Genomic DNA, 21,110 nt, shown 5'->3' on the forward strand with positions numbered 1-21,110 from the left:
TTATCCACAGATTTTACTTTTACTAATAACAATAATAAATATTACTACTATTTTTTATTTTTTCTTTTTTTATTTTAAAGAACTAAAATATAAAAACAAATTCTAAAAATAAAAAACCTTTCTTTTCTTTTTTAAATTTTATATTTAATATAGACATGTGTTATCTTTAATAAAATATTAATAATATTAGATTTGTATTTTTTTTTAAAAGGTTTTAATTTATGTCATGTTTAAATAATTTTGATGTCATTGTTATTGGAGGAGGTCACGCTGGCACTGAAGCGGCTATGGCTTCATCTAGAATGGGATGTAAAACATTATTATTAACTCAAAAAATTACAGATTTAGGTGTGTTATCTTGTAATCCTGCAATTGGTGGTATTGGAAAAAGTCATTTAGTAAAAGAAATAGATGCATTAGGTGGGGTTATGGCTCAGGTTACTGATTATTCAGGAATTCAATTTAGAATTTTAAATTCTAGAAAAGGTCCTGCTGTCAGGTCGACTAGAGCTCAAGTAGATAGATTGCTTTATCAAGAACATATCAAAAAAATTTTAATACAACAAAAAAATTTGTTAATTTTAGAAAAAGAAGTGAAAGATTTAATTATTAAAAATTATACTGTTATAGGTGTTATAACAAATAATGAAATGAATTTTTATTCAAAAGCAGTAGTATTAGCAACAGGGACATTTTTAGGAGGGAAAATACATATAGGATTAAAGAGCTATCCATCTGGTCGAATAAATGGAAAATCTTCCGTAGATTTATCTATTCGTCTAAGAGAATTATCTTTACGAGTTAATCGATTAAAAACTGGAACACCTCCTCGAATTGATATTAGTAGTGTGAATTTTCATAATTTATTTGTGCAATATAGCGATACTCCTGTTCCTGTTTTTTCATTTATAGGAGACGCTTCTAATCATCCTCAACAAATACCATGTTACTTGACGCATACTAATGAAAAAACGCATGATATTATACGTAATAATTTACATCAAAGCCCAATTTATGAAGGTTTAATAAAAGGAGTAGGGCCTAGATATTGCCCTTCTATTGAAGATAAAATCGTACGGTTTCCTGAGAAAAAATCACATCAAATATTCTTAGAACCTGAAGGATTATCGAGTATTAAAATATATCCTAATGGTATTTCTACTAGTCTTCCATTAGAAGTTCAAGAAAAAATAATACATTCAATTTCAGGCTTAGAAAAATCCAAAATCATAACTCCTGGTTATGCTGTTGAATACGATTTTTTTGATCCAAAAGATTTAAAATTAACTTTAGAAAGTAAATTGATAAAAAGATTATTTTTTGCTGGTCAAATTAATGGCACTACAGGCTATGAAGAAGCAGCAGCGCAAGGATTATTAGCTGGTTTGAATGCAGCACTAAAATCAAAAAATATAGAAAGTTGGTTTCCGAAACGTCATCAAGCATATTTAGGCGTTTTAATTGATGATTTAACTACTCAAGGTACTAATGAACCATATAGAATGTTTACTTCACGCGCAGAATATCGTTTGATACTACGAGAAGATAATGCAGATCTGCGTTTAACTGAAATTGGTCGTAAATTTGGTTTAGTTAATGATATACGATGGATGCATTATAATAAAAAACTATATAATATTAAAAAAGAAATTAGACGTTTAAATAATATTAAAATATACCCTATGTCATCTGATGCTAATATTTTACATCAATTATGTAATATCGATATAGTTAATCCGAAAAGTCTTGCTGAATTATTAAAACGACCAGAAGTTACATATCAAAAATTAGTACAATTAAATAATTTTAAGAATAGTATGTGTGATACACAAGTTATAGAACAAATAGAAAGTGAAATTAAATATGAAGGTTATATTAAAAGACAATTAGAAGAAATTCATAAACATGCAAGAAATGAAAACACTATTTTATCAGATACTCTTGATTATCAAAATATACAAGGTTTATCTTCTGAAGCAGTTAAAAAATTAAATGATTATAAACCACTATCTATTGGTCAAGCATCACGTATTCCTGGTATTACTCCAGCGGCAATATCAATTTTGTTAATTTATTTAAAAAAAAAATCTTATTGTGTATAATAACTTTGTTAGGTTTTTTAAATTTATGTTATTCAAAAAAATATTCATTGGAAATTTGATTTTAATTCATTTAAAATACATAATTATTTTAATTATTATAATAATTATTTCAAATGAAATATTTACTGAATGTATGCTTTTTATTATATATAATTTCTTTAAAATTGTATTAAAAATTATAAAAAGAGAAAAATATGTTTTTAGAAAAAATATCTAATCCTCAAAAATATATTAGTCATCATTTAAATCATTTACAAATAGATTTGCGTAATTTTCATATAATTGAACCAGGTAATGTTTCTTCTTATTTCTGGATAATAAATATTGATTCAATAATTTTCTCTTTTGTTCTTGGTTGTTTTTTTTTAAGTCTTTTTTATATTATTGGAAAAAAAATTAATACAAGTAAACCTAACAAGTTACAAGTTGGAATTGAATTAATTTTTGAATTTATAAATTTTAATGTAAAAAATATGTATACTGGGAATAATATTCTTATTGCTCCATTATCATTAACAGTTTTTATTTGGGTTTTTTTAATGAATTTAATGGATTTAGTGCCAATTGATTTTATTCCTATAATATTTGAAAAATTTTTTAAATTACCTGCTATTCGTATAGTGCCTTCTGCGGATATTAATATTACATTATCTATGTCATTAAGTGTTTTTGTATTAATTGTATTTTATGCTATAAAAATGAAAGGATGTATTGGTTTTGTAAAAGAACTCACTTTACAACCATTTAATCATCCTGTTTTTGCTATTTTTAATTTTATTTTAGAGAGTGTTTCATTAATTTCTAAACCAATTTCTTTAGCATTAAGACTGTTCGGAAATATGTATGCAAGTGAGATGATTTTTATTTTAATTTCAGGCTTTTTGCCATGGTGGCTTCAATTTGTTTTAAATCTTCCATGGGCGATTTTTCATATTTTAATTATTTTTTTGCAATCTTTTATTTTTATGGTATTAACTATTGTGTATTTATCGATGGCATCTCAATCACATAAAAGTTAAAATTTATTATGATCTTATAAAATAATTGGAGTTAATAAAATGGTAAATTTAAATGTTGATATACTTTATATAGCAGTAGCAATTATGGTTGGGTTAGCATCAATTGGAGCAGCAATTGGTATTGGTATTTTAGGCAGTAAATTTTTAGAAGGAGCAGCTAGACAGCCAGATTTAGTTCCGTTATTAAGAACGCAATTTTTTGTTGTGATGGGATTAGTTGATGCTATTCCGATGATTGCAGTGGGTTTAGGTTTATATATGTTGTTTGCAGTATCATAAATATATATTAAATTTTAATCTTGAATATTATATTAAAAAAAATATATATTTTTTATTCAATAAAATAATATCTTTACTTTTTTTGGATAAAGTGAATACTCTATTTTATTTAAATATAAAGGTGCGTTATTGTGAATCTTAATGCGACAATTATTGGACAAGCTATTTCTTTTATTTTATTTGTTTGGTTTTGTATGAAGTATGTTTGGCCTCCTATTATTTTAGCAATTGAGACTAGACAAAAAGAGATTAACACATCATTAATCAATGCTCAAAAAGCCAAAGATGATTTATATATTATACAACAAAAAATAAAGAAAAATATCTTAGAATCTAAAAAGGAAGCATCTAATATTTTATATGAAGCAAATAAACAAAAACTTTTAATATTAGATGAAGCACGAAAAAATGCTTTGATAGAAAGCAAGAGTATTATTCTTAATGCTCAATCTGAAATAGATATTACTATTATGAATGCACGTGAAAATTTATATAAAGAAATTTTAGATTTATCAGTTTTAATTGCGAAAAAAATTATTAAAAAAAATCTTTCTAAAGATGATCACGCATATGTTGTAGATGAATTTATTGCTTCTTTAAAAAAGGTAAAAAAATCATGTCTGTAATAGATACTATCGCTAGACCTTATGCGAAAGCTATTTTTGAAATAGCTATTCAAAAAAATAATATTACAGAATGGAAAAATATTTTAATTTTTATTAATCAAATTGCTTCCATAAAAAAAGTAAAAAGTTTTTTATCTGGCGCTCTTTCATCAAAAGATTTATCATTAATATTTATTAAAATTAGTCATGATATCATTAATGAGGATGCAAAAAATTTAATTCAGTTACTAGCTGAAAATCAACGTTTAAATATATTAAATAACATATTAAAACAATTTTTAAAATTGGAAACTGATTATCAAAATATTTTAATTGTAACATTGAGTACAGCTTTTGCTTTGCAAGAAAAGAATATTATTGAAATACAAAAAATATTAGAAAATGTTTTTTTAAAGAAAATTAAATTATTACTTAAGATTAATCCAGAAATAATAGGTGGTATAATTGTTTACATCGATGATACTGTTTTTGATTTTTCGATTAAAAATAGTCTTAAGCAGTTATCTGAAAAATTAAATTTTTAAGAGAAGATCATACATGCAATTAAATTCTGTTGAAATTAGTGAATTAATTAAAAAAAGAATAGATCAATTTGAAGTTTTTAATCAATCTTATAATGAAGGTACAATTATTTCTGTCAATGATGGTATTATTAGAATTAATGGTCTTTCTGATGTAATGTTAGGTGAAATGATTTCATTATCTAATAATGAATATGCTATTGCATTAAATATAGAAAGAGATACAGTTGGAGCGGTCGTGATGGGCCCTTATTTTCATATTACAGAAGGGATGAAAGTTCGGTGCACAGGAAAGATTTTAGAAGTTCCAGTTGGATCTAATTTACTAGGAAGAGTGGTTAATGCATTAGGTTCACCTATTGATGGGAAAAATTCTATTAAACATGATGGATATTTACCAGTAGAAAATAATGCTCCTGGAGTAATTGACCGACAGTCTATTGATGAACCTATTCAAACAGGTTATAAAATCATTGATTCTATGATTCCTATTGGCCGAGGACAACGTGAACTGATTATTGGTGATAGACAAACAGGGAAAACAACTCTGGCAGTTGATGCAATTATTAATCAAAAAAAATCTGGTATTAAATGTGTTTATGTGGCTATTGGACAGAAGTTATCTACAACTATTGATGTTGTTAAAAAATTAGAAGATAATAATGCTTTATTTAATACTATTATAGTAGTTGCTTCAGCTGCAGAAGCAGCTTCCTTACAATACTTATCAGCGTATGCTGGTTGTACAATGGCAGAATATTTTAGAAATCGAGGAGAAGATGTTTTAGTTGTTTATGATGATTTATCAAAACATGCTGTTGCGTATCGTCAAATTTCTTTATTATTGCGTAGACCTCCAGGTCGAGAAGCTTTTCCAGGAGATATATTTTATCTTCATTCTCGTTTACTAGAAAGATCAGCACGTGTATCACTAAAATATATAGAAAATATTAATAAAAATAAAATTTTTCAAAAAAAAACAGGATCTATTACAGCTTTACCAATTATTGAAACTCAAGCTGGAGATGTATCTGCGTTTGTTCCAACTAATGTTATTTCCATTACTGATGGTCAAATTTTTTTAGAATCTAGTCTATTTAATTCAGGTATCCGTCCTGCTGTTAATCCTGGTATATCTGTATCTCGGGTAGGTAGCGCTGCGCAAAGTTTAATAATTAAAAAATTATCTTCTGGTATTCGTACAGCATTAGCGCAATATCAAGAATTATCTGCTTTTGCTCAATTTGCATCTGATTTAGATGAAATCACTAGAAAACAATTAAATCATGGTCAAAAGATTACAGAATTCTTTAAACAAAAACAACATTCTCCTTTATCAATTTCTGAACAAAGTCTGATACTTTTTATTATTGAAAACAATTTTCTTGATGATATTAATGTAGATCAAATTATGCAATTTGAAAAAGATATATTAGTATATGCTAAAAATTATTATTGTGAACATATGAAGAAAATCAATGTTACAGGTAATTTTAATAGTCTAGTAGAAGAGACTTTTAAAAAATTAATTATAAATTTTAAAAAACAATCAATTTTAATAAAATAGTAATCAATTAAAAAAATGAGATAATAGTGACTAGTATAAAAGAAATAAAAAAACAAATTTCCAGTGTGGTAAATACAAAAAAAATTACAAAAGCTATGGAAATGGTTGCGATATCTAAAATGAGAAAAACTGAAGATCGAATGAGATCTAGTCGACCATATGCTGATATTATTCAACAAGTCATCAATCATGTTTTACAAGGAAAATTAGAATATAAACATATGTATTTAAAAAAAAGAAAAGTTAAACGTATTGGTATGATTATTATTTCAACTGATCGTGGATTATGTGGTAGTTTAAATACTAATCTTTTTAAACAAGTATTATTAAAGATTCAAGAATTTGCTGAAATTAATGTTTCATGTGAATTAATATTATTTGGTTTAAAAAGTTTATCAGTATTTAAATTATTTAAAAATCATATTCTAGCGCAAATAACTCATTTAGGGGAATATCCTAGTTTAGATGATGTGATTAATTCAGTTAAAATTATATTTAATAAATACCAATTAGAACATATTGATAAAATTTTTCTTGCTTATAATAAATTTCATAATAAAATCTTTCAATCACCTCAAATTACTGAATTATTACCTATTTCTAATATAGAATATAAACATACAAATTGTAAAAATTGGGATTATTTATATGAACCAGAATCTAAAATAATTTTAGATACTTTATTTAATAGATATGTTGAATCTCAAGTATATCAAAGTATTTTAGAAAATATAGCAAGTGAACAAGCAGCGCGTATGATTTCTATGAAAAAAGCTACAGATAATAGTTCTGATCGTATTAAAGAATTGCAGTTAATTTATAATAAAATTCGTCAATCAAATATTACTCAAGAATTAACTGAAATTATTTCAGGTGCATCTGCTATTTCAATTGATTAAAAATCTTATTGAGGTGTTAATAAAAAATAATGACTACTGGAAAAATTATCCAAATTATTGGGGCTGTAGTCGATGTAGAATTTAATCAAGATGCAGTTCCAAAAATTTATCATGCTTTAGAAGTTAAAAAAAAGGGTTTCAGGCTTATTTTAGAAGTACAGCAACAATTAGGATCAGGTGTAGTAAGAACTATTGCTATGGGTTCATCGAATGGTTTAAAAAGAGGTTTTACAGTCACTAATCTAGGTCATTATATAAAAGTACCTGTAGGAGCAGTGACACTAGGCCGTATAATGAATGTATTAGGTGAAACAATAGATGATAAAGGAAGTTTAAAAAATCATGATAAATCTGAAATAGAATATTGGGAAATTCATCGTACTCCTCCGCATTACACAGAACGGACTAGTACAAGAGATATTTTAGAAACCGGTATTAAAGTAATTGATTTAATTTGTCCATTTGCTAAAGGAGGAAAAGTTGGTTTATTTGGTGGGGCAGGTGTTGGTAAAACTGTGAATATGATGGAATTAATTCGTAATATTGCTCATGAACATTCTGGTTATTCAGTTTTTACCGGAGTAGGAGAAAGAACTCGAGAAGGAAATGATTTTTACAATGAAATGAAAGCTTCTAATGTTTTAGATAAAGTAGCTTTAGTATATGGTCAAATGAATGAACCTCCTGGCAATAGATTAAGAGTGGCTTTTACTGGTTTAACTATTGCAGAAAAATTTCGTGATACAGGAAAAGATGTATTACTATTTATTGATAATATATATCGTTATACATTAGCGGGAACTGAAGTGTCTGCTTTACTCGGTCGCATGCCATCAGCAGTAGGTTATCAACCAACTTTAGCAGAAGAAATGGGAGTATTACAAGAAAGAATTACATCTACACAGAAAGGTTCAATTACATCTGTTCAAGCAGTGTATGTGCCTGCTGACGACTTAACGGACCCTTCACCTGCTACAACATTTGCTCATTTAGATTCTACTGTTACATTAAGTCGTCAAATAGCATCACTAGGTATATATCCGGCTGTTGATCCTTTAAATTCGACAAGTCGTCAATTAGATCCTTATATTGTAGGTGATGAACATTATAATATCGCTACGGGAGTACAATCAATATTACAAAGATATGAAGAATTAAAAGATATTATTGCTATTTTAGGAATGGATGAATTATCTGAACAAGATAAATTATTAGTTTCAAGAGCGCGAAAAATACAAAGATTTTTTTCTCAACCATTTTTTGTAGCAGAAGTTTTTACTGGTTCTCCAGGTAAATATGTTTCATTAAAAGATAATATTCGTGCATTTAAAGGTATAATAGAAGGTGAATTTGATTCTTTACCTGAACAAGCATTTTATATGGTAGGTTCTATTGAAGATGTCATAGAAAAATCAAAAAAATTAACAGGTGCATGATAAAATTGGATATATATATATGAGTTTATATTTAAATATTGTCAGTTTAAAAGAACGTATTTTTTCCGGTTTAGTAAAAAAAATACGCGTAACCGGGAGTGAAGGAGAACTAGGTATTTATCCAGGACATACTCAATTATTAAGTATTATTAAACCAGGAATGGTTTATATATTTCATAAAGAAAATGAAACACAAGAATGTATTTATATATCAGGAGGAATATTAGAAGTACAACCATCGGTTGTGTCTATTTTAGCTGACATAGCCATTCGTGCTATTGATTTAGATCGTGATCATATTTTGCAAACTAAGCATCATGTTGAAGAAAATATCAAAAATCAAAATACAAAAATAATAAAAGACGAAATGTTATTAAAAATTGCTCAAGAAATTGCAAAATTACGTGTACTTGAAATGATGGATAAATATAAATAATAATTCATCTTTCGCGGCTGGTTTTTCCTGCCGCAAATATTGAAAAAATTATATTTAAAATGTTAAATGTCAATATTTTGTGCTTTTAATGCATTTTCTTGTATAAATTTTCGTCTAGGTTCTACAGAATCTCCCATTAAAGTATTAAATAAATTATTTGCTGAAATTGCATTTTTAATTGTAACTCGTAACATATTTCTAGTTTTAGGATTCATGGTTGTGTCCCATAATTGTTCTGGGTTCATTTCTCCTAAACCTTTATATCTTTGTACAAATAAACCATGTTTAGATTGTTGTATCAACCATTTCCATGTATTTTGTATATTATCTATTTTATAGATTGTTCCTGATTTTTCGATTATCAACTTATTTAAAGAGTATTCTTTAAAATTTTTACCTAAATTAGTAATAAAAAAATATTCTTTACTATTAAAAAATTCTTCTCTAAATGTATATATTTTATGATATGCATATCTTGATATTTTAATACTAGGCTCATATGTGTTGCTATTAATATTTTTTTGAACTTCACAAGAATATACAAAATGACTAATATTATTCTTATTAAGTTTATCTGTTAATTGATTAATCCAATTTTTTACTATTACTATATTTGTAAAATTATTTAAATGATCATGATAGATTAATTCATTGAAAATGATTTTAGGAAAATTATATTTACTGTGTTTTATAATTTGCCTAACATAATTGTAATCATAAATAATTTTTTTGAATTGTTTAAGATTTTTATTAACATTTAAACAATCATTATCCTTTAATACTAGATCTTTTAAAGCATTTTTTATTTGATATTGATTCATTTCTTCATCATTTTTAATATATTTTTCTTTTTTCCCTGTTTTTAATTTATATAATGGAGGTTGTGCAATATAAACATATCCTTTTTCAATAAGTTGAGGTAATTGACGATAAAAAAACGTTAAAAGAAGAGTACGAATATGCGCTCCATCAACATCAGCATCTGTCATTATAATGATATAATGATATCTTAGTTTATCTATATTAAATTCATTTTTTCCTATCCCGCATCCTAATGCTGTAATAAGAGAAGCTACTTCTTGAGAAAGAATCATTTTATCAAATTTTGATTTTTCAACGTTTAATATTTTTCCTTTTAAAGGAAGAATAGCTTGATTTTTACGATTTCTACCTTGTTTAGCAGATCCTCCAGCTGAATCACCTTCTACTAAATAAATTTCTGAAAATTTAGGATCATTTTCTTGACAATCAGATAATTTTCCGGGCAAAGTTCCTAAATCTAATATATTTTTTCTTTTATTAATTTCGCGTGCGCGTTTCGCTGCTTCTCGAACTTTGGCTGCATTAATAATTTTTTGAATAATTAGTTTAGAATCAGTCGGATTTTCTAAGAGATACTCAATTAAATTTTCATTAATTAATGATTCTATGGCTGAACGCGCTTCAGAAGAAACGAGTTTATCTTTAGTTTGAGATGAAAATTTTGGATCAGGAATTTTAATTGATATAATAGCTGTTAATCCTTCTCGTGTATCTTCACCAATAATAGCAATTTTATTTTTTTTATTATATCCTTCTCTATCAATATGTAGGTTTAATGTACGAGTCATTCCAGATCGAAATCCTGCTAAATGTGTTCCACCATCTTTTTGAGGTATATTATTCGTAAAACACAATATATTTTCTTGATGAGTACTGTTCCACTGCATAGCTACTTCTAATTCTATTTTATCTTTTTTAGATTTAAAATAAAATATTTTTGAATGAATAAGTGTTTTTTTAATATTTAAGAATTTAATAAAAGCTTTAATGCCGCCTTTATAATGATAACAATTATTAATGTTTGATCTATGATCTTCTAAATAAATTGTAATATTTGAGTTAAGAAAAGATAGTTCACGTAAACGTTTAGATAAAATTTCATATTGAAATTTGATATTGTTAGTAAAGGTTTTATAACTAGGCCAAAATCTTATATATGTTCCAGATTGATGACTAGAACCAATGATAGATAGAGGACTTTTTGGTGTGCCATTATAATAAATTTGTTGATATTTATTTTTATTTTTATAAATAACTAATTCTAATTTTTCTGATAAAGCATTCACAACCGATATACCTACACCATGTAATCCACCTGATATTTTGTATGAAGAATTATCAAATTTTCCACCAGAATGCAAAACGGTCATAATTACTTCTGCTGCTGAAATATTTTCTTCAGGATGAATATCAGTGGGAATTCCCCTTCCATCATCTTCGACAGATACGGAATTATCTGAATGGATAATAACTTTAATTTCTTTACAATAACCTGATAATGCTTCATCGATAGAATTGTCAACTATTTCAAAAACCATATGATGTAATCCACTTCCATCATCTGTATCTCCAATATACATTCCTGGTCTTTTTCGAACAGCATCTAAGCCTCGTAAAATCTTTATATGAGAAGAGTTATATATATAATTCATATGTTTCCTGTAATTATTAAGAAAAAAAGAAATATTAAAATTTTTTAATATTTTAATAACATTACTATGTATGTAGTTGAAGCATCATTTTCTGCTTCAATTTGAATTGAATTATTAGAATTATTGAGAAATAAAAGAATATTTTCACTATTAATGGAATTGAGTATATCTAACATGTAATAAACATTAATTGATATTTTTATTGAAGGACCAATATATTTGATATTGAATACATCTTCTACTGTTTCTTCTTCTTGATTATCAGATAATACTTTAAGTTGATTATTTTTAATATGTATTGCTACTCCACAAAATTTTTCATGTGTTAAAATAGCTGCACGTAATAATGCTTGTTTTAATAATATACAATTTATAATAATACCATTTTTTTTTTGTTTTAAGAATAAACTATCATAATTAGGAAATTCTCCTTCAATTAATTGAGCTGTAAATATTAATTGTTCTATATATATTCTAATACTATTTTTACTAATTAAAATTTTTATTAATTGTCTAGAAACATTTAATAATTTATATAATTCTATAATACCTTTTCTTGTGACAATTATTGAAAACGGTTCTATTTTTTGGTTTTCTAAAATAGTCTTCGTAATGCCTAAGCGATAACCGTCAGTAGCTACCATATAGAGAGAAGTATGGATAATTTTTAGCAACATACCGTTTAGATAATAACGAACATCTTGTTTTGCCATAGAAAAATAAATTTTTTCTATCATAGTTTTTAGAATATGCGAATCAATATAAAATTCTGATATATGATTAAAATCATGATGATTAGGAAAATTACTACAAGGTAAAGTTTTTAATATATAATGACTTTGATTAGAAATAATGTGTATTTTATTATCATGTAGTTCTAATTGTATATTCGATGAATTTAATGAATTTCGACAGATATCTAAAAGTTTTCGACTAGAGACGGTAATTTCTCCTGATTTATAATAGTTTATCAATGGAATATTTGCGATTAATTCTATTTCTAAATTTGTCGCAGTTAATGACAAAATTTCATTTTTAATAGAAATTAATATATTTTCTAATATTGGGAAAGAAATATTTTTTGTCGTAAATCTGTTTATTTTTTGTAAGTTTTGAATAAAAATGTTATTTTTTATTTGAAATTTCATATAATCACATTGATAAAGTTTTAATTAGATTTAAAAAATCTTTTTTAATTTCATGGTTTTCTGCTATTAATTGTTCAATCTTACGACATGCATGTAATACTGTAGTATGATCTCGACCATTAAAAGACGCTCCAATTTCAGGTAAACTATGACAAGTTAATTTTTTTGCCATGGCCATAGCTATTTGTCTTGGACGAGCAATTGAACGTGAACGTTTTTTAGATAGTAAATCACTAACTTTAATTTTATAATATTCTGAAACTATTTTTTGAATATTACTAATAGTAACAAGTTTTTTTTTGAGAGCAAGTATATCTCGTAGTGCTTCTTGCGCAAAATCGATAGTAATAGTACGATGGGAAAAGCGAGAATTAATAATTACTCGATTAAGTGCGCCCTCTAATTCACGTACATTGGAACTTAAATTTTTAGCAATAAATAAAGCAACTTCATTAGATAAAATAATATTTTGTTCATCAGCTTTTTTTATAAGAATAGCCACTCGAGTTTCTAATTCTGGAGGATCTATAGCAACAGTAAGACCACAGCCAAATCTTGATTTTAGACGATCTTCAACACCATTAATTTCTTTAGGATAACGATCAGAAGTTAAAATAATTTGTTGATTTCCTTCTAATAATGTATTGAATGTATGAAAAAACTCTTCTTGTGAACGTTCTTTATGAGCAAAAAATTGAATATCATCAATGAGTAATACATCAACAGAACGGTAGTATAATTTAAATTTTTCAATAGAATTATTTTTCAATGCTTTTACCATATCTTGCACAAAACGTTCAGAGTTGATATAAATAATTTTAATGTTATATTTATGTAATAATATTCCATTTCCTATAGCATGAAGTAAATGAGTTTTACCTAATCCTGTTGCGCCATATAAAAATAATGGATTATAAGAGTTACCAGGTTTTTTAGCTACTTGAAATGCTGCAGATCTTGCTAATTGATTAGATTGACCTTCTATAAAATTTTCAAAATTATGTTTATTATTAATATTAGAATGATAAGCAATATTTTTAAATATTGAAATATTATTCCAGTGTAATTTTTTATCTTTTTTGGAAGTTTTGTTTAATATATTTTTGTTACAATCCTTATTTTTATAAATTTTATATATTTTAAATTTAATCAATGGAGAATTAGAACCACAAACATCCTGTAGTATTTTTTTTAAATGAATTAAGTATTTATCTTGCACCCAATCTAAAACAAATTCATTCGGAGCATATATTTCTAAGATATTATTGTTTAGTTTGGCTTTCAGAGAGCGTATCCACATACTAAACTCTGTAGTAGAAAGCTCATCTTGTAACCGGTCAAGACACTGTTTCCAAAGACAAAGTGACACGGTAGACTCCAAGCGAACAAAATTAATAAAAATAAAATTTAAAACATTTTGGTTTCTTATATATTTATATTTATTTATATAATTTTACATAAAACAATAATATAAAATTATATGTTTTTATATTAAAAATTATATAATCTAAGATTAGTGAATATAATGAAAAGGATATAATATATTTTTGAGATATTTTATTTATCTAAAGAAGTGATTTTAGATTTATTATTATTTGATTAATAAAAATATATTTATAATAACAGAATATAAAATTAAAAATATTTTTTATATTTATTTTGTTTTAAATATATTTTTGTTATTAAATATTTTATAAATCTTTTGTTTACATATATATAAATAAATTTAATTGATATAGTATTGAGAATAATTAATCTTAGTAAGATGATATCTTATGATTATTTTTTTATAAACAATAGTTAGGTAAAATTATAATGAAACGCACTTTTCAACCATCAATATTAAAACGTAATCGTTCACATGGCTTTAGAGCACGTATGGCAACTAAAAATGGTCGTTATGTTTTATCTCGAAGAAGAGCTAAATTAAGAACACGTTTAACTGTTTCTAGCAAGTAATATAGGTTATTAGTATTATGTTTAATTATCTTTTTCCAAAGAATAAACGACTATTATATTCTATAAATTTTCAAAATGTTTTCGATAAACCTTGTCAAAAATATCATACTTTAGAAGCAAGTATATTAGGTCGTAATAATAAATTAGGTTACCCTAGGTTAGGTATTAGTATATCTCGAAAAAATATTAAATATGCTCATCATCGTAATTTAATCAAACGTTTAGTTCGTGAAACATTTCGTTTATTACAGTATAAATTACCGTCAATGGATTTTATAGTTATAGCACAAAAAAACATTTCTCATATAAGCAATAAATGCATTATAGATATATTAAATCATTTATGGGCGTATTATTATTAATTGTGTTATTTATACCATTATGTATGTAATTTAAGTTATTCGAAAAATTATTTAATAATTTAATATATTATTACTATGATCGCATATAAATTTAAGTAGACAATATAATTGATATTTTCAATTAAAGATAAAAGTGAATATTTATTATGGAAGTACAACGTAATTTTTTTATTTTTGCTTTTTTATTTTTTTCTTTTTTAATTTGGCAAGCATGGCAAAAAGAATCTTTTTTTAAAAGTAAAAAATCTGAACAAACAAATCACATATTTCATGGTATTGATATACAAGAAAATAAAAAACAAATTTTTATTAAAAATAATGTTTTAAGTTTAGTAATCAATATGTATGGAGGAGATATAGAAAAAGCTTCTCTGCTTTTATATAAAGATAAACTACATTCTCCTAAACCATTTAAATTACTTGATACAGCACCTGATTTTATTTACCAGGCTCAAAGTGGATTAATTGGAAAAAATGGACCAGATAATTCTACGAATGCGAGTAGACCATTATATTTTTCTGATAAAAATATTTTTGAATTGAAAAATAATCAGACAGAATTGCGTGTTCCTATAACATGGGTTAGTCATGAGGGTGTAATTTATAAAAAAACTTTTATTCTTAAATTAAATCAATATGATGTTGATATAGAATATGATGTGTATAATGCAACTCAAAATATTTTAGAAATGAATATGTTTGGACAAATTAAACAAACTATTAATATACCTAAAACACGTACTATTGATCATCATAATTTTGCACTGCAAACCTTTCGTGGTGCGGCTTATTCAAGTATTAATAATAAATATGAAAAATATAAATTTGATAAAATTTCTAATAATCAAAATTTACATGTTATTACAGAAAATGGTTGGATTGCAATGTTGCAACAATATTTTGCGGTCGCTTGGATTCCACAAAATTTAGGAAAAAATATATTATATACATCTTATTTAGATAATGATATTGCTGTTATTGGATATAAATCTTCTCGTATTCAGGTTTTGCCTCATTCTCGATCAATTATAAAATCAAAGTTATGGATTGGACCTGAAAAACAACAAGAAATGAAAGCTATTGCTCCATATTTAGATTTAACAGTCGATTATGGTTGGCTATGGTTTTTATCTCAGCCATTATTTAAATTATTAACTATATTATACAATATTTTAGGAAACTGGGGGTTTGCTATTGTTTTTATTACTTTTATTATGAAAGGAATTACTTATCCCTTAATAAAATATCAATATATTTCTATATCTAAAATGCGTATATTACAGCCTAAAATTAAAGAAATCAGAGAAACATATTCATATGATAAACAGCGTTTAAGTAAGGAAATAATTAATTTATATAAAAAAGAAAAGATTAATCCATTAGGTGGATTTTTACCCATATTAATTCAGATGCCAATTTTTTTATCTCTGTATTATATGCTTATAGGATCTGTTGAATTGCGCCATGCGCCTTTTATATTATGGATTCATGATTTATCTAGTCAAGATCCATATTATATATTACCCATAATAATGGGTATAACAATGTTTTTTATTCAAAAAACATCATCTAATAATCATATTAATGATTCAATACAAAAAAATATTATGAATTGTATGCCTATTATTTTTACAGTGTTTTTTTTATGGTTTCCATCAGGATTAGTATTATATTATATTATAAGTAATTTAGTAACTATTATACAGCAAAAGTTTTTTTTATCTTATCTCGATGTAAGTAATACAGATGATGGTAAAAAACCAATCAATAGATAGTTATATTTTGAAAATCTCACATTAAGAAATACAAGAAATATTTTATGATTTATAACGAAACAATTATTGCTCAAGCGACTTGCCCAGGAAAAAGCTCTGTTGGTATATTAAGAATATCTGGTATTCAATCAAAAAATGTTGCTATAGCGTTATTAGGACGAATTCCAATACCAAGATTTGCAACTTATTCAAAATTTTTAGATGCAAATTTTAATGTATTAGATACAGGTATTGCTTTATGGTTTCCTGCGCCTTATTCTTTTACAGGAGAAGACGTATTAGAATTACAAGGTCATGGAAGTCCATTAATTATGGATTTATTAATTAAAAGAATTTTATCGATTAAAAATGTTAGATTAGCTAAACCAGGAGAATTTTCTCAGCGTGCATTTTTAAATGATAAATTAGATTTAATTCAAGCTGAATCTATAGATGATTTAATTAATGCTGAAACAAAATCTGCTATTCATGCCTCATTGCACTCATTACAAGGTCATTTTTCTTCTTTTATTAATGAATTAATAAATTTAATTATAAAATTTCGTGTTTATATAGAATCTAATATAGATTTTTCAGATGAAGATATTAATCTTGATATTAAAGAAATTATTAATATAAAATTTTGTGAATTAGATAATCAATTTTTAAAAATAAAAAAAATAATTACAGAAGGTAATTTATTAAGAGAAGGAAAAAAAATAATCATTGCTGGCCCTCCTAATGTAGGAAAATCAAGCTTATTAAATCTTTTATCATCATCTGATAGAGCTATTGTAACTAATATTCCAGGTACTACGCGAGATTTATTGTATGAACATATTAGTATTAATGGTATTACTTGTGAATTAATTGATACTGCTGGTTTACGTGATACAAATAATTTAGTAGAAAATATTGGAATTACGCGTGCTTGGGAAGAGATTAAAAAATCTGATCATATTTTATTTATTCTTGATGCAACTATGCAATTATCTGATTATAAAAAGATATACAATCAATATATTCGTAAGTTTTTTAATTTAAATATTCCAATAACTTATATCTTAAATAAAAGCGATTTAGTTAAAAATCAAAGTAGCATGACAAATATAGAAGGTTTACAATTTATTAATCTATCTGCCAAGACAGGTTTAGGTATTGAGGTATTACGTCAAAATATTATCACTACTGAAGCACATGAAAATCGAGAAAGTATTTTTATTGCGCGTCGACGTCATGTACATCAAATTGATTTATCTTATAATGAATTTTTAGCTGCAAAAAAACAATGGAAGTTATTTAAAAACATTGAATGTTTAGCTGATTCATTAAATATTATAAATAGATTTTTAGGAGAAATTACAGGAAAATATACTTCTGCTGATTTATTAAATAGCATTTTTTCTAATTTTTGTATTGGGAAATAAGATAAATTTTTAGACTAAACTATGATATGCCCGGAGGCGGAATTGAACCACCGACACGGGGATTTTCAGTCCCCTGCTCTACCAACTGAGCTATCCGGGCGTAATATATATTAAATCATTAAATATAAAACATTGTCAATATTTTTATAATTAAAAATTTACTATTATTTATACTATTTTAACTAATCGTATAAATATTTAAAAAATCATTTAAATGCAGATTGATATAAAATAAAAAATAAAAAAATAATTTCTACCCTTGAAAGTTTTAAAAAAGATCCCTATATTTAAATTGAGACAATACATTTTAAAAAATTATATTTCAAATATTCATTATATTATTTTTACAGGAGAATTATCATATGAAAATTCGTCCATTACATGATCGTGTACTTGTTAAACGACAAGAAGTAGAATCAAAATCTGCTGGTGGAATTGTATTGACGGGTTCTGCTGCAGGAAAATCAACTCGAGGCACAGTAACTGCTGTAGGAAAAGGTCGTGTATTAGATAATGGAGAAATTAAACCATTAGATGTACAAGTGGGTGATATTGTAATTTTTAATGAAGGTTATGGTGCAAAAACAGAAAAAATTGATAATGAAGAATTATTAATTTTAAATGAAAGTGATATTTTAGCAATTGTTGAATAGTCAACTAAACTCTAATATTATGCTATATTCGTTAAAAATTTATTAAAGGAAATATCAAATGGCCGCGAAAGATGTAAAATTTGGAAATGAAGCTCGAATTAAAATGCTTCGTGGAGTAAATGTATTAGCAGATGCAGTAAAAGTTACTTTAGGTCCAAAAGGTAGAAATGTTGTTTTAGATAAATCTTTTGGTGCTCCTAGTATCACAAAAGATGGTGTATCTGTAGCGCGTGAAATTGAATTAGAAGATAAATTCGAAAATATGGGCGCTCAAATGGTAAAAGAAGTTGCATCAAAAGCAAATGATGCAGCAGGAGATGGAACTACTACAGCAACTTTATTAGCACAATCTATAGTTAATGAAGGTTTAAAAGCAGTAGCTGCTGGCATGAATCCTATGGATCTTAAACGTGGAATTGACAAAGCTGTTATTAGCGCAGTAGAAGAATTAAAGAATTTGTCTGTTCCATGTTCTGATTCTAAAGCTATTACTCAAGTTGGAACTATTTCAGCTAATGCAGATGAAAAAGTTGGAGTTCTAATTGCTGAAGCAATGGAAAAAGTAGGTAATGATGGAGTAATTACAGTAGAAGAAGGAACTGGTTTGCAAAATGAATTAGAAGTAGTTAAAGGGATGCAATTTGATAGAGGTTATTTATCTCCATATTTTATTAATAAACCAGAGACTGGTATTGTCGAATTAGAAAATCCATATATTTTAATGGCTGACAAAAAAATTTCTAATGTACGTGAAATGCTACCAATATTAGAATCTGTGGCAAAATCAGGGAAGCCATTATTAATTATTTCAGAAGATTTAGAAGGTGAAGCTTTAGCTACTTTAGTAGTTAATTCTATGCGCGGAATTGTAAAAGTTGCAGCAGTAAAAGCGCCTGGATTCGGTGATCGTCGTAAAGCAATGTTACAGGATATTTCTATCCTTACTAATGGAGCTGTGATTTCTGAAGAATTAGCTATGGAATTAGAAAAATCTACTTTAGAAGATTTAGGTCAAGCAAAACGTGTTGTAATTACGAAAGATACAACTACAATTATTGGTGGTGTAGGAGAAAAACGTAGCATTCAAAGTCGAATTAGTCAAATTCGTCAAGAAATTCAAGAAGCTACTTCGGATTATGATAAAGAAAAGTTAAATGAACGTTTAGCAAAATTATCCGGAGGAGTTGCAGTATTAAAAGTAGGAGCAGCTACAGAAGTAGAAATGAAAGAAAAGAAAGCACGTGTTGAAGATGCATTACATGCAACTCGAGCTGCTGTAGAAGAAGGAGTAGTAGCTGGAGGTGGTGTAGCATTAGTTCGTGTAGCAGGAAAGATATCTCATTTACGCGGTCAAAATGAAGATCAAAACGTTGGTATTCGAGTAGCTTTACGTGCTATGGAAGCTCCATTACGTCAAATTGTTTCAAATTCAGGAGAAGAGCCTTCTGTAGTTACTAATAATGTAAAAGATGGAAAAGGTAACTATGGTTACAATGCTGCTACTGATCAATATGGTGATATGATAAATTTTGGAATATTAGATCCTACTAAAGTTACACGTTCTGCTTTACAATATGCCGCATCTGTAGCAGGTCTTATGATTACAACAGAATGTATGGTTACTGATTTGCCAAAAGAAGATAAATCTTCTGATTCCAATTCTGCTCCTGCAGGAGGCATGGGTGGTATGGGTGGAATGATGTAATCAAGTTATTTGATTTTTATGATTTTAAATTAATTTAAAAATTATCTTTCCTCAGATGCATAGATCTGAGGAAAGTATTAAATAGAAGTTAAAAATCATCAATTATATATGTTATTAATTAAAACAATATTACAATAATATATAAATATAATATATACATTAAAATTATGATAAAAATGTATTGTAGTAATAATTTTCGTATAGGTTGTAAAATTATATTTGAAAAAGAACCATGTTTAATAGAATCTAGTGAATTTGTTAATCCAGGTAAAGGTCAAGCATTCGTACGTGTAAAAATAAGAAAATTGTTAACTCAACAACTTATAGATAAAACATTTAAATCGACAGATTATTTAGAAATAGCAGATGTAAAAGAATATGTTTTATCTTATTTATATAATGACGGTTATTTTTGGTATTTTATAAATAATAATTCTTTTGAAGAATTATCGGTAGAAAAAAAAATTATTGGTGTTAATAAAAAATGGTTATTAGCACAAGATACTTGTACTATAACGTTATGGAATAATGAACCTATTGCAGTGATGCCTAACAATTTTGTTAATATTAAAGTAATAAGTGTAGAAAAAAGCTTAAAAGGCAATACAGTAAATGTTAGAAATACAAAATTAGCAACATTAATCACCGGGGCTATTGTAAAAGTGCCATTATTTATTCAGACTGGATCTTTAATTAAAATAGATACAAGATCCGGTCAATATATATCTCGAGTAAAATAAAAA

General features: G+C 26.2%; 19 protein-coding genes and 1 tRNA gene. 16 read left to right on the plus strand and 4 right to left on the minus strand.

All coding sequences use genetic code 11. From position 1 onward, the window contains the following. The first annotated feature begins 221 nt into the window (after positions 1-221). From mnmG to GUU85_RS00045, 9 genes are all read left to right on the plus strand, one after another. Positions 222-2,102: a tRNA uridine-5-carboxymethylaminomethyl(34) synthesis enzyme MnmG gene (gene mnmG, locus GUU85_RS00005; RefSeq protein ID WP_163118815.1), complete on the plus strand. Its 1,881-nt coding sequence runs from the start codon at positions 222-224 to the stop codon at positions 2,100-2,102. 194 nt (positions 2,103-2,296) lie between these two features. Then, positions 2,297-3,121: a F0F1 ATP synthase subunit A gene (atpB, locus tag GUU85_RS00010; protein WP_163118817.1), complete on the plus strand. Its 825-nt coding sequence runs from the start codon at positions 2,297-2,299 to the stop codon at positions 3,119-3,121. A 39-nt stretch (positions 3,122-3,160) separates the two neighbouring features. Further along, positions 3,161-3,400, plus strand: a complete 240-nt coding sequence (gene atpE / locus GUU85_RS00015; RefSeq protein WP_163118818.1) for a F0F1 ATP synthase subunit C — start codon at positions 3,161-3,163, stop codon at positions 3,398-3,400. 131 nt (positions 3,401-3,531) lie between these two features. Beyond that, positions 3,532-4,026, plus strand: a complete 495-nt coding sequence (locus tag GUU85_RS00020; protein ID WP_163118820.1) for a F0F1 ATP synthase subunit B — start codon at positions 3,532-3,534, stop codon at positions 4,024-4,026. Continuing rightward, positions 4,017-4,550: a F0F1 ATP synthase subunit delta gene (locus tag GUU85_RS00025; protein ID WP_163118822.1), complete on the plus strand. Its 534-nt coding sequence runs from the start codon at positions 4,017-4,019 to the stop codon at positions 4,548-4,550. The genes GUU85_RS00020 and GUU85_RS00025 overlap by 10 nt, the downstream gene beginning before the upstream one ends. A 13-nt stretch (positions 4,551-4,563) precedes the next feature. Then, positions 4,564-6,114 carry a F0F1 ATP synthase subunit alpha gene (gene atpA / locus GUU85_RS00030; RefSeq protein ID WP_163118823.1) on the plus strand — a complete coding sequence of 517 codons (1,551 nt, stop codon included), beginning with the start codon at positions 4,564-4,566 and terminating at the stop codon, positions 6,112-6,114. A 26-nt stretch (positions 6,115-6,140) separates the two neighbouring features. Further along, on the plus strand, positions 6,141-7,013 hold the full coding sequence (gene atpG, locus GUU85_RS00035; protein ID WP_163118824.1) for a F0F1 ATP synthase subunit gamma: 873 nt from the start codon (positions 6,141-6,143) through the stop codon (positions 7,011-7,013). 29 nt (positions 7,014-7,042) lie between these two features. After that, the gene (gene atpD / locus GUU85_RS00040; RefSeq protein WP_163118825.1) at positions 7,043-8,449 is read left to right on the plus strand and encodes a F0F1 ATP synthase subunit beta; all 1,407 of its coding nucleotides are present in this window, start codon (positions 7,043-7,045) and stop codon (positions 8,447-8,449) included. 19 nt (positions 8,450-8,468) lie between these two features. After that, positions 8,469-8,885 carry a F0F1 ATP synthase subunit epsilon gene (locus tag GUU85_RS00045; protein ID WP_163118826.1) on the plus strand — a complete coding sequence of 139 codons (417 nt, stop codon included), beginning with the start codon at positions 8,469-8,471 and terminating at the stop codon, positions 8,883-8,885. 62 nt (positions 8,886-8,947) lie between these two features. Here GUU85_RS00045 and gyrB read toward each other — a convergent pair whose 3' ends face one another. Genes gyrB through dnaA form a run of 3 tightly spaced genes read right to left on the minus strand, consistent with a single transcriptional unit; the run spans position 8,948 to position 13,876 of the window. Then, positions 8,948-11,359, minus strand: a complete 2,412-nt coding sequence (gene gyrB, locus GUU85_RS00050) for a DNA topoisomerase (ATP-hydrolyzing) subunit B (RefSeq protein ID WP_163118827.1) — start codon at positions 11,357-11,359, stop codon at positions 8,948-8,950. Positions 11,360-11,403: 44 nt separating this feature from the next. Beyond that, positions 11,404-12,507, minus strand: coding sequence for a DNA polymerase III subunit beta (gene dnaN, locus GUU85_RS00055; RefSeq protein WP_163118828.1), 1,104 nt, complete (start codon positions 12,505-12,507; stop codon positions 11,404-11,406). A gap of 4 nt (positions 12,508-12,511) precedes the next feature. Beyond that, the gene (gene dnaA / locus GUU85_RS00060) at positions 12,512-13,876 is read right to left on the minus strand and encodes a chromosomal replication initiator protein DnaA (protein ID WP_163118830.1); all 1,365 of its coding nucleotides are present in this window, start codon (positions 13,874-13,876) and stop codon (positions 12,512-12,514) included. A 446-nt stretch (positions 13,877-14,322) separates the two neighbouring features. Here dnaA and rpmH point away from each other — a divergent pair, with 446 nt between their 5' ends. The 4 genes from rpmH to mnmE all read left to right on the plus strand — a co-directional run bounded on the left by rpmH (position 14,323) and on the right by mnmE (position 18,009). After that, positions 14,323-14,466, plus strand: coding sequence for a 50S ribosomal protein L34 (rpmH, locus tag GUU85_RS00065; RefSeq protein WP_163118831.1), 144 nt, complete (start codon positions 14,323-14,325; stop codon positions 14,464-14,466). Positions 14,467-14,483: 17 nt separating this feature from the next. Next, positions 14,484-14,828 carry a ribonuclease P protein component gene (gene rnpA / locus GUU85_RS00070; protein WP_163118832.1) on the plus strand — a complete coding sequence of 115 codons (345 nt, stop codon included), beginning with the start codon at positions 14,484-14,486 and terminating at the stop codon, positions 14,826-14,828. Between the two features lie 146 nt (positions 14,829-14,974). Continuing rightward, positions 14,975-16,603, plus strand: coding sequence for a membrane protein insertase YidC (yidC, locus tag GUU85_RS00075; RefSeq protein WP_163118833.1), 1,629 nt, complete (start codon positions 14,975-14,977; stop codon positions 16,601-16,603). 44 nt (positions 16,604-16,647) lie between these two features. Continuing rightward, positions 16,648-18,009 carry a tRNA uridine-5-carboxymethylaminomethyl(34) synthesis GTPase MnmE gene (gene mnmE / locus GUU85_RS00080; protein ID WP_163118834.1) on the plus strand — a complete coding sequence of 454 codons (1,362 nt, stop codon included), beginning with the start codon at positions 16,648-16,650 and terminating at the stop codon, positions 18,007-18,009. A 27-nt stretch (positions 18,010-18,036) separates the two neighbouring features. Here the strand turns inward: mnmE and GUU85_RS00085 are convergent. Continuing rightward, positions 18,037-18,109 (minus strand) — tRNA-Phe (locus GUU85_RS00085). Between the two features lie 262 nt (positions 18,110-18,371). On the opposite strand from GUU85_RS00085, the gene GUU85_RS00090 reads away from it, so the two are divergent. From GUU85_RS00090 to efp, 3 genes are all read left to right on the plus strand, one after another. Beyond that, positions 18,372-18,662, plus strand: coding sequence for a co-chaperone GroES (locus GUU85_RS00090; RefSeq protein WP_163118835.1), 291 nt, complete (start codon positions 18,372-18,374; stop codon positions 18,660-18,662). 58 nt (positions 18,663-18,720) lie between these two features. After that, positions 18,721-20,367, plus strand: a complete 1,647-nt coding sequence (groL, locus tag GUU85_RS00095; protein WP_163118837.1) for a chaperonin GroEL — start codon at positions 18,721-18,723, stop codon at positions 20,365-20,367. 170 nt (positions 20,368-20,537) lie between these two features. Continuing rightward, positions 20,538-21,107, plus strand: coding sequence for an elongation factor P (gene efp / locus GUU85_RS00100; protein WP_174240621.1), 570 nt, complete (start codon positions 20,538-20,540; stop codon positions 21,105-21,107). Positions 21,108-21,110: the final 3 nt, after the last annotated feature.

This window comes from Buchnera aphidicola (Uroleucon sonchi) (genome assembly GCF_011035165.1).
Taxonomy (GTDB): domain Bacteria; phylum Pseudomonadota; class Gammaproteobacteria; order Enterobacterales; family Enterobacteriaceae; genus Buchnera; species Buchnera aphidicola_BE.

Coding starts and splice junctions, on each gene's coding strand:
- mnmG (WP_163118815.1), top strand. CDS start 222: ATGTCATGTTTAAATAATTTTGATGTCATTGTTATTGGAGGAGGTCAC.
- atpB (WP_163118817.1), top strand. CDS start 2,297: ATGTTTTTAGAAAAAATATCTAATCCTCAAAAATATATTAGTCATCAT.
- atpE (WP_163118818.1), top strand. CDS start 3,161: ATGGTAAATTTAAATGTTGATATACTTTATATAGCAGTAGCAATTATG.
- GUU85_RS00025 (WP_163118822.1), top strand. CDS start 4,017: ATGTCTGTAATAGATACTATCGCTAGACCTTATGCGAAAGCTATTTTT.
- atpA (WP_163118823.1), top strand. CDS start 4,564: ATGCAATTAAATTCTGTTGAAATTAGTGAATTAATTAAAAAAAGAATA.
- atpD (WP_163118825.1), top strand. CDS start 7,043: ATGACTACTGGAAAAATTATCCAAATTATTGGGGCTGTAGTCGATGTA.
- GUU85_RS00045 (WP_163118826.1), top strand. CDS start 8,469: ATGAGTTTATATTTAAATATTGTCAGTTTAAAAGAACGTATTTTTTCC.
- gyrB (WP_163118827.1), bottom strand. CDS start 11,359: ATGAATTATATATATAACTCTTCTCATATAAAGATTTTACGAGGCTTA.
- dnaN (WP_163118828.1), bottom strand. CDS start 12,507: ATGAAATTTCAAATAAAAAATAACATTTTTATTCAAAACTTACAAAAA.
- rpmH (WP_163118831.1), top strand. CDS start 14,323: ATGAAACGCACTTTTCAACCATCAATATTAAAACGTAATCGTTCACAT.
- rnpA (WP_163118832.1), top strand. CDS start 14,484: ATGTTTAATTATCTTTTTCCAAAGAATAAACGACTATTATATTCTATA.
- yidC (WP_163118833.1), top strand. CDS start 14,975: ATGGAAGTACAACGTAATTTTTTTATTTTTGCTTTTTTATTTTTTTCT.
- mnmE (WP_163118834.1), top strand. CDS start 16,648: ATGATTTATAACGAAACAATTATTGCTCAAGCGACTTGCCCAGGAAAA.
- GUU85_RS00090 (WP_163118835.1), top strand. CDS start 18,372: ATGAAAATTCGTCCATTACATGATCGTGTACTTGTTAAACGACAAGAA.
- groL (WP_163118837.1), top strand. CDS start 18,721: ATGGCCGCGAAAGATGTAAAATTTGGAAATGAAGCTCGAATTAAAATG.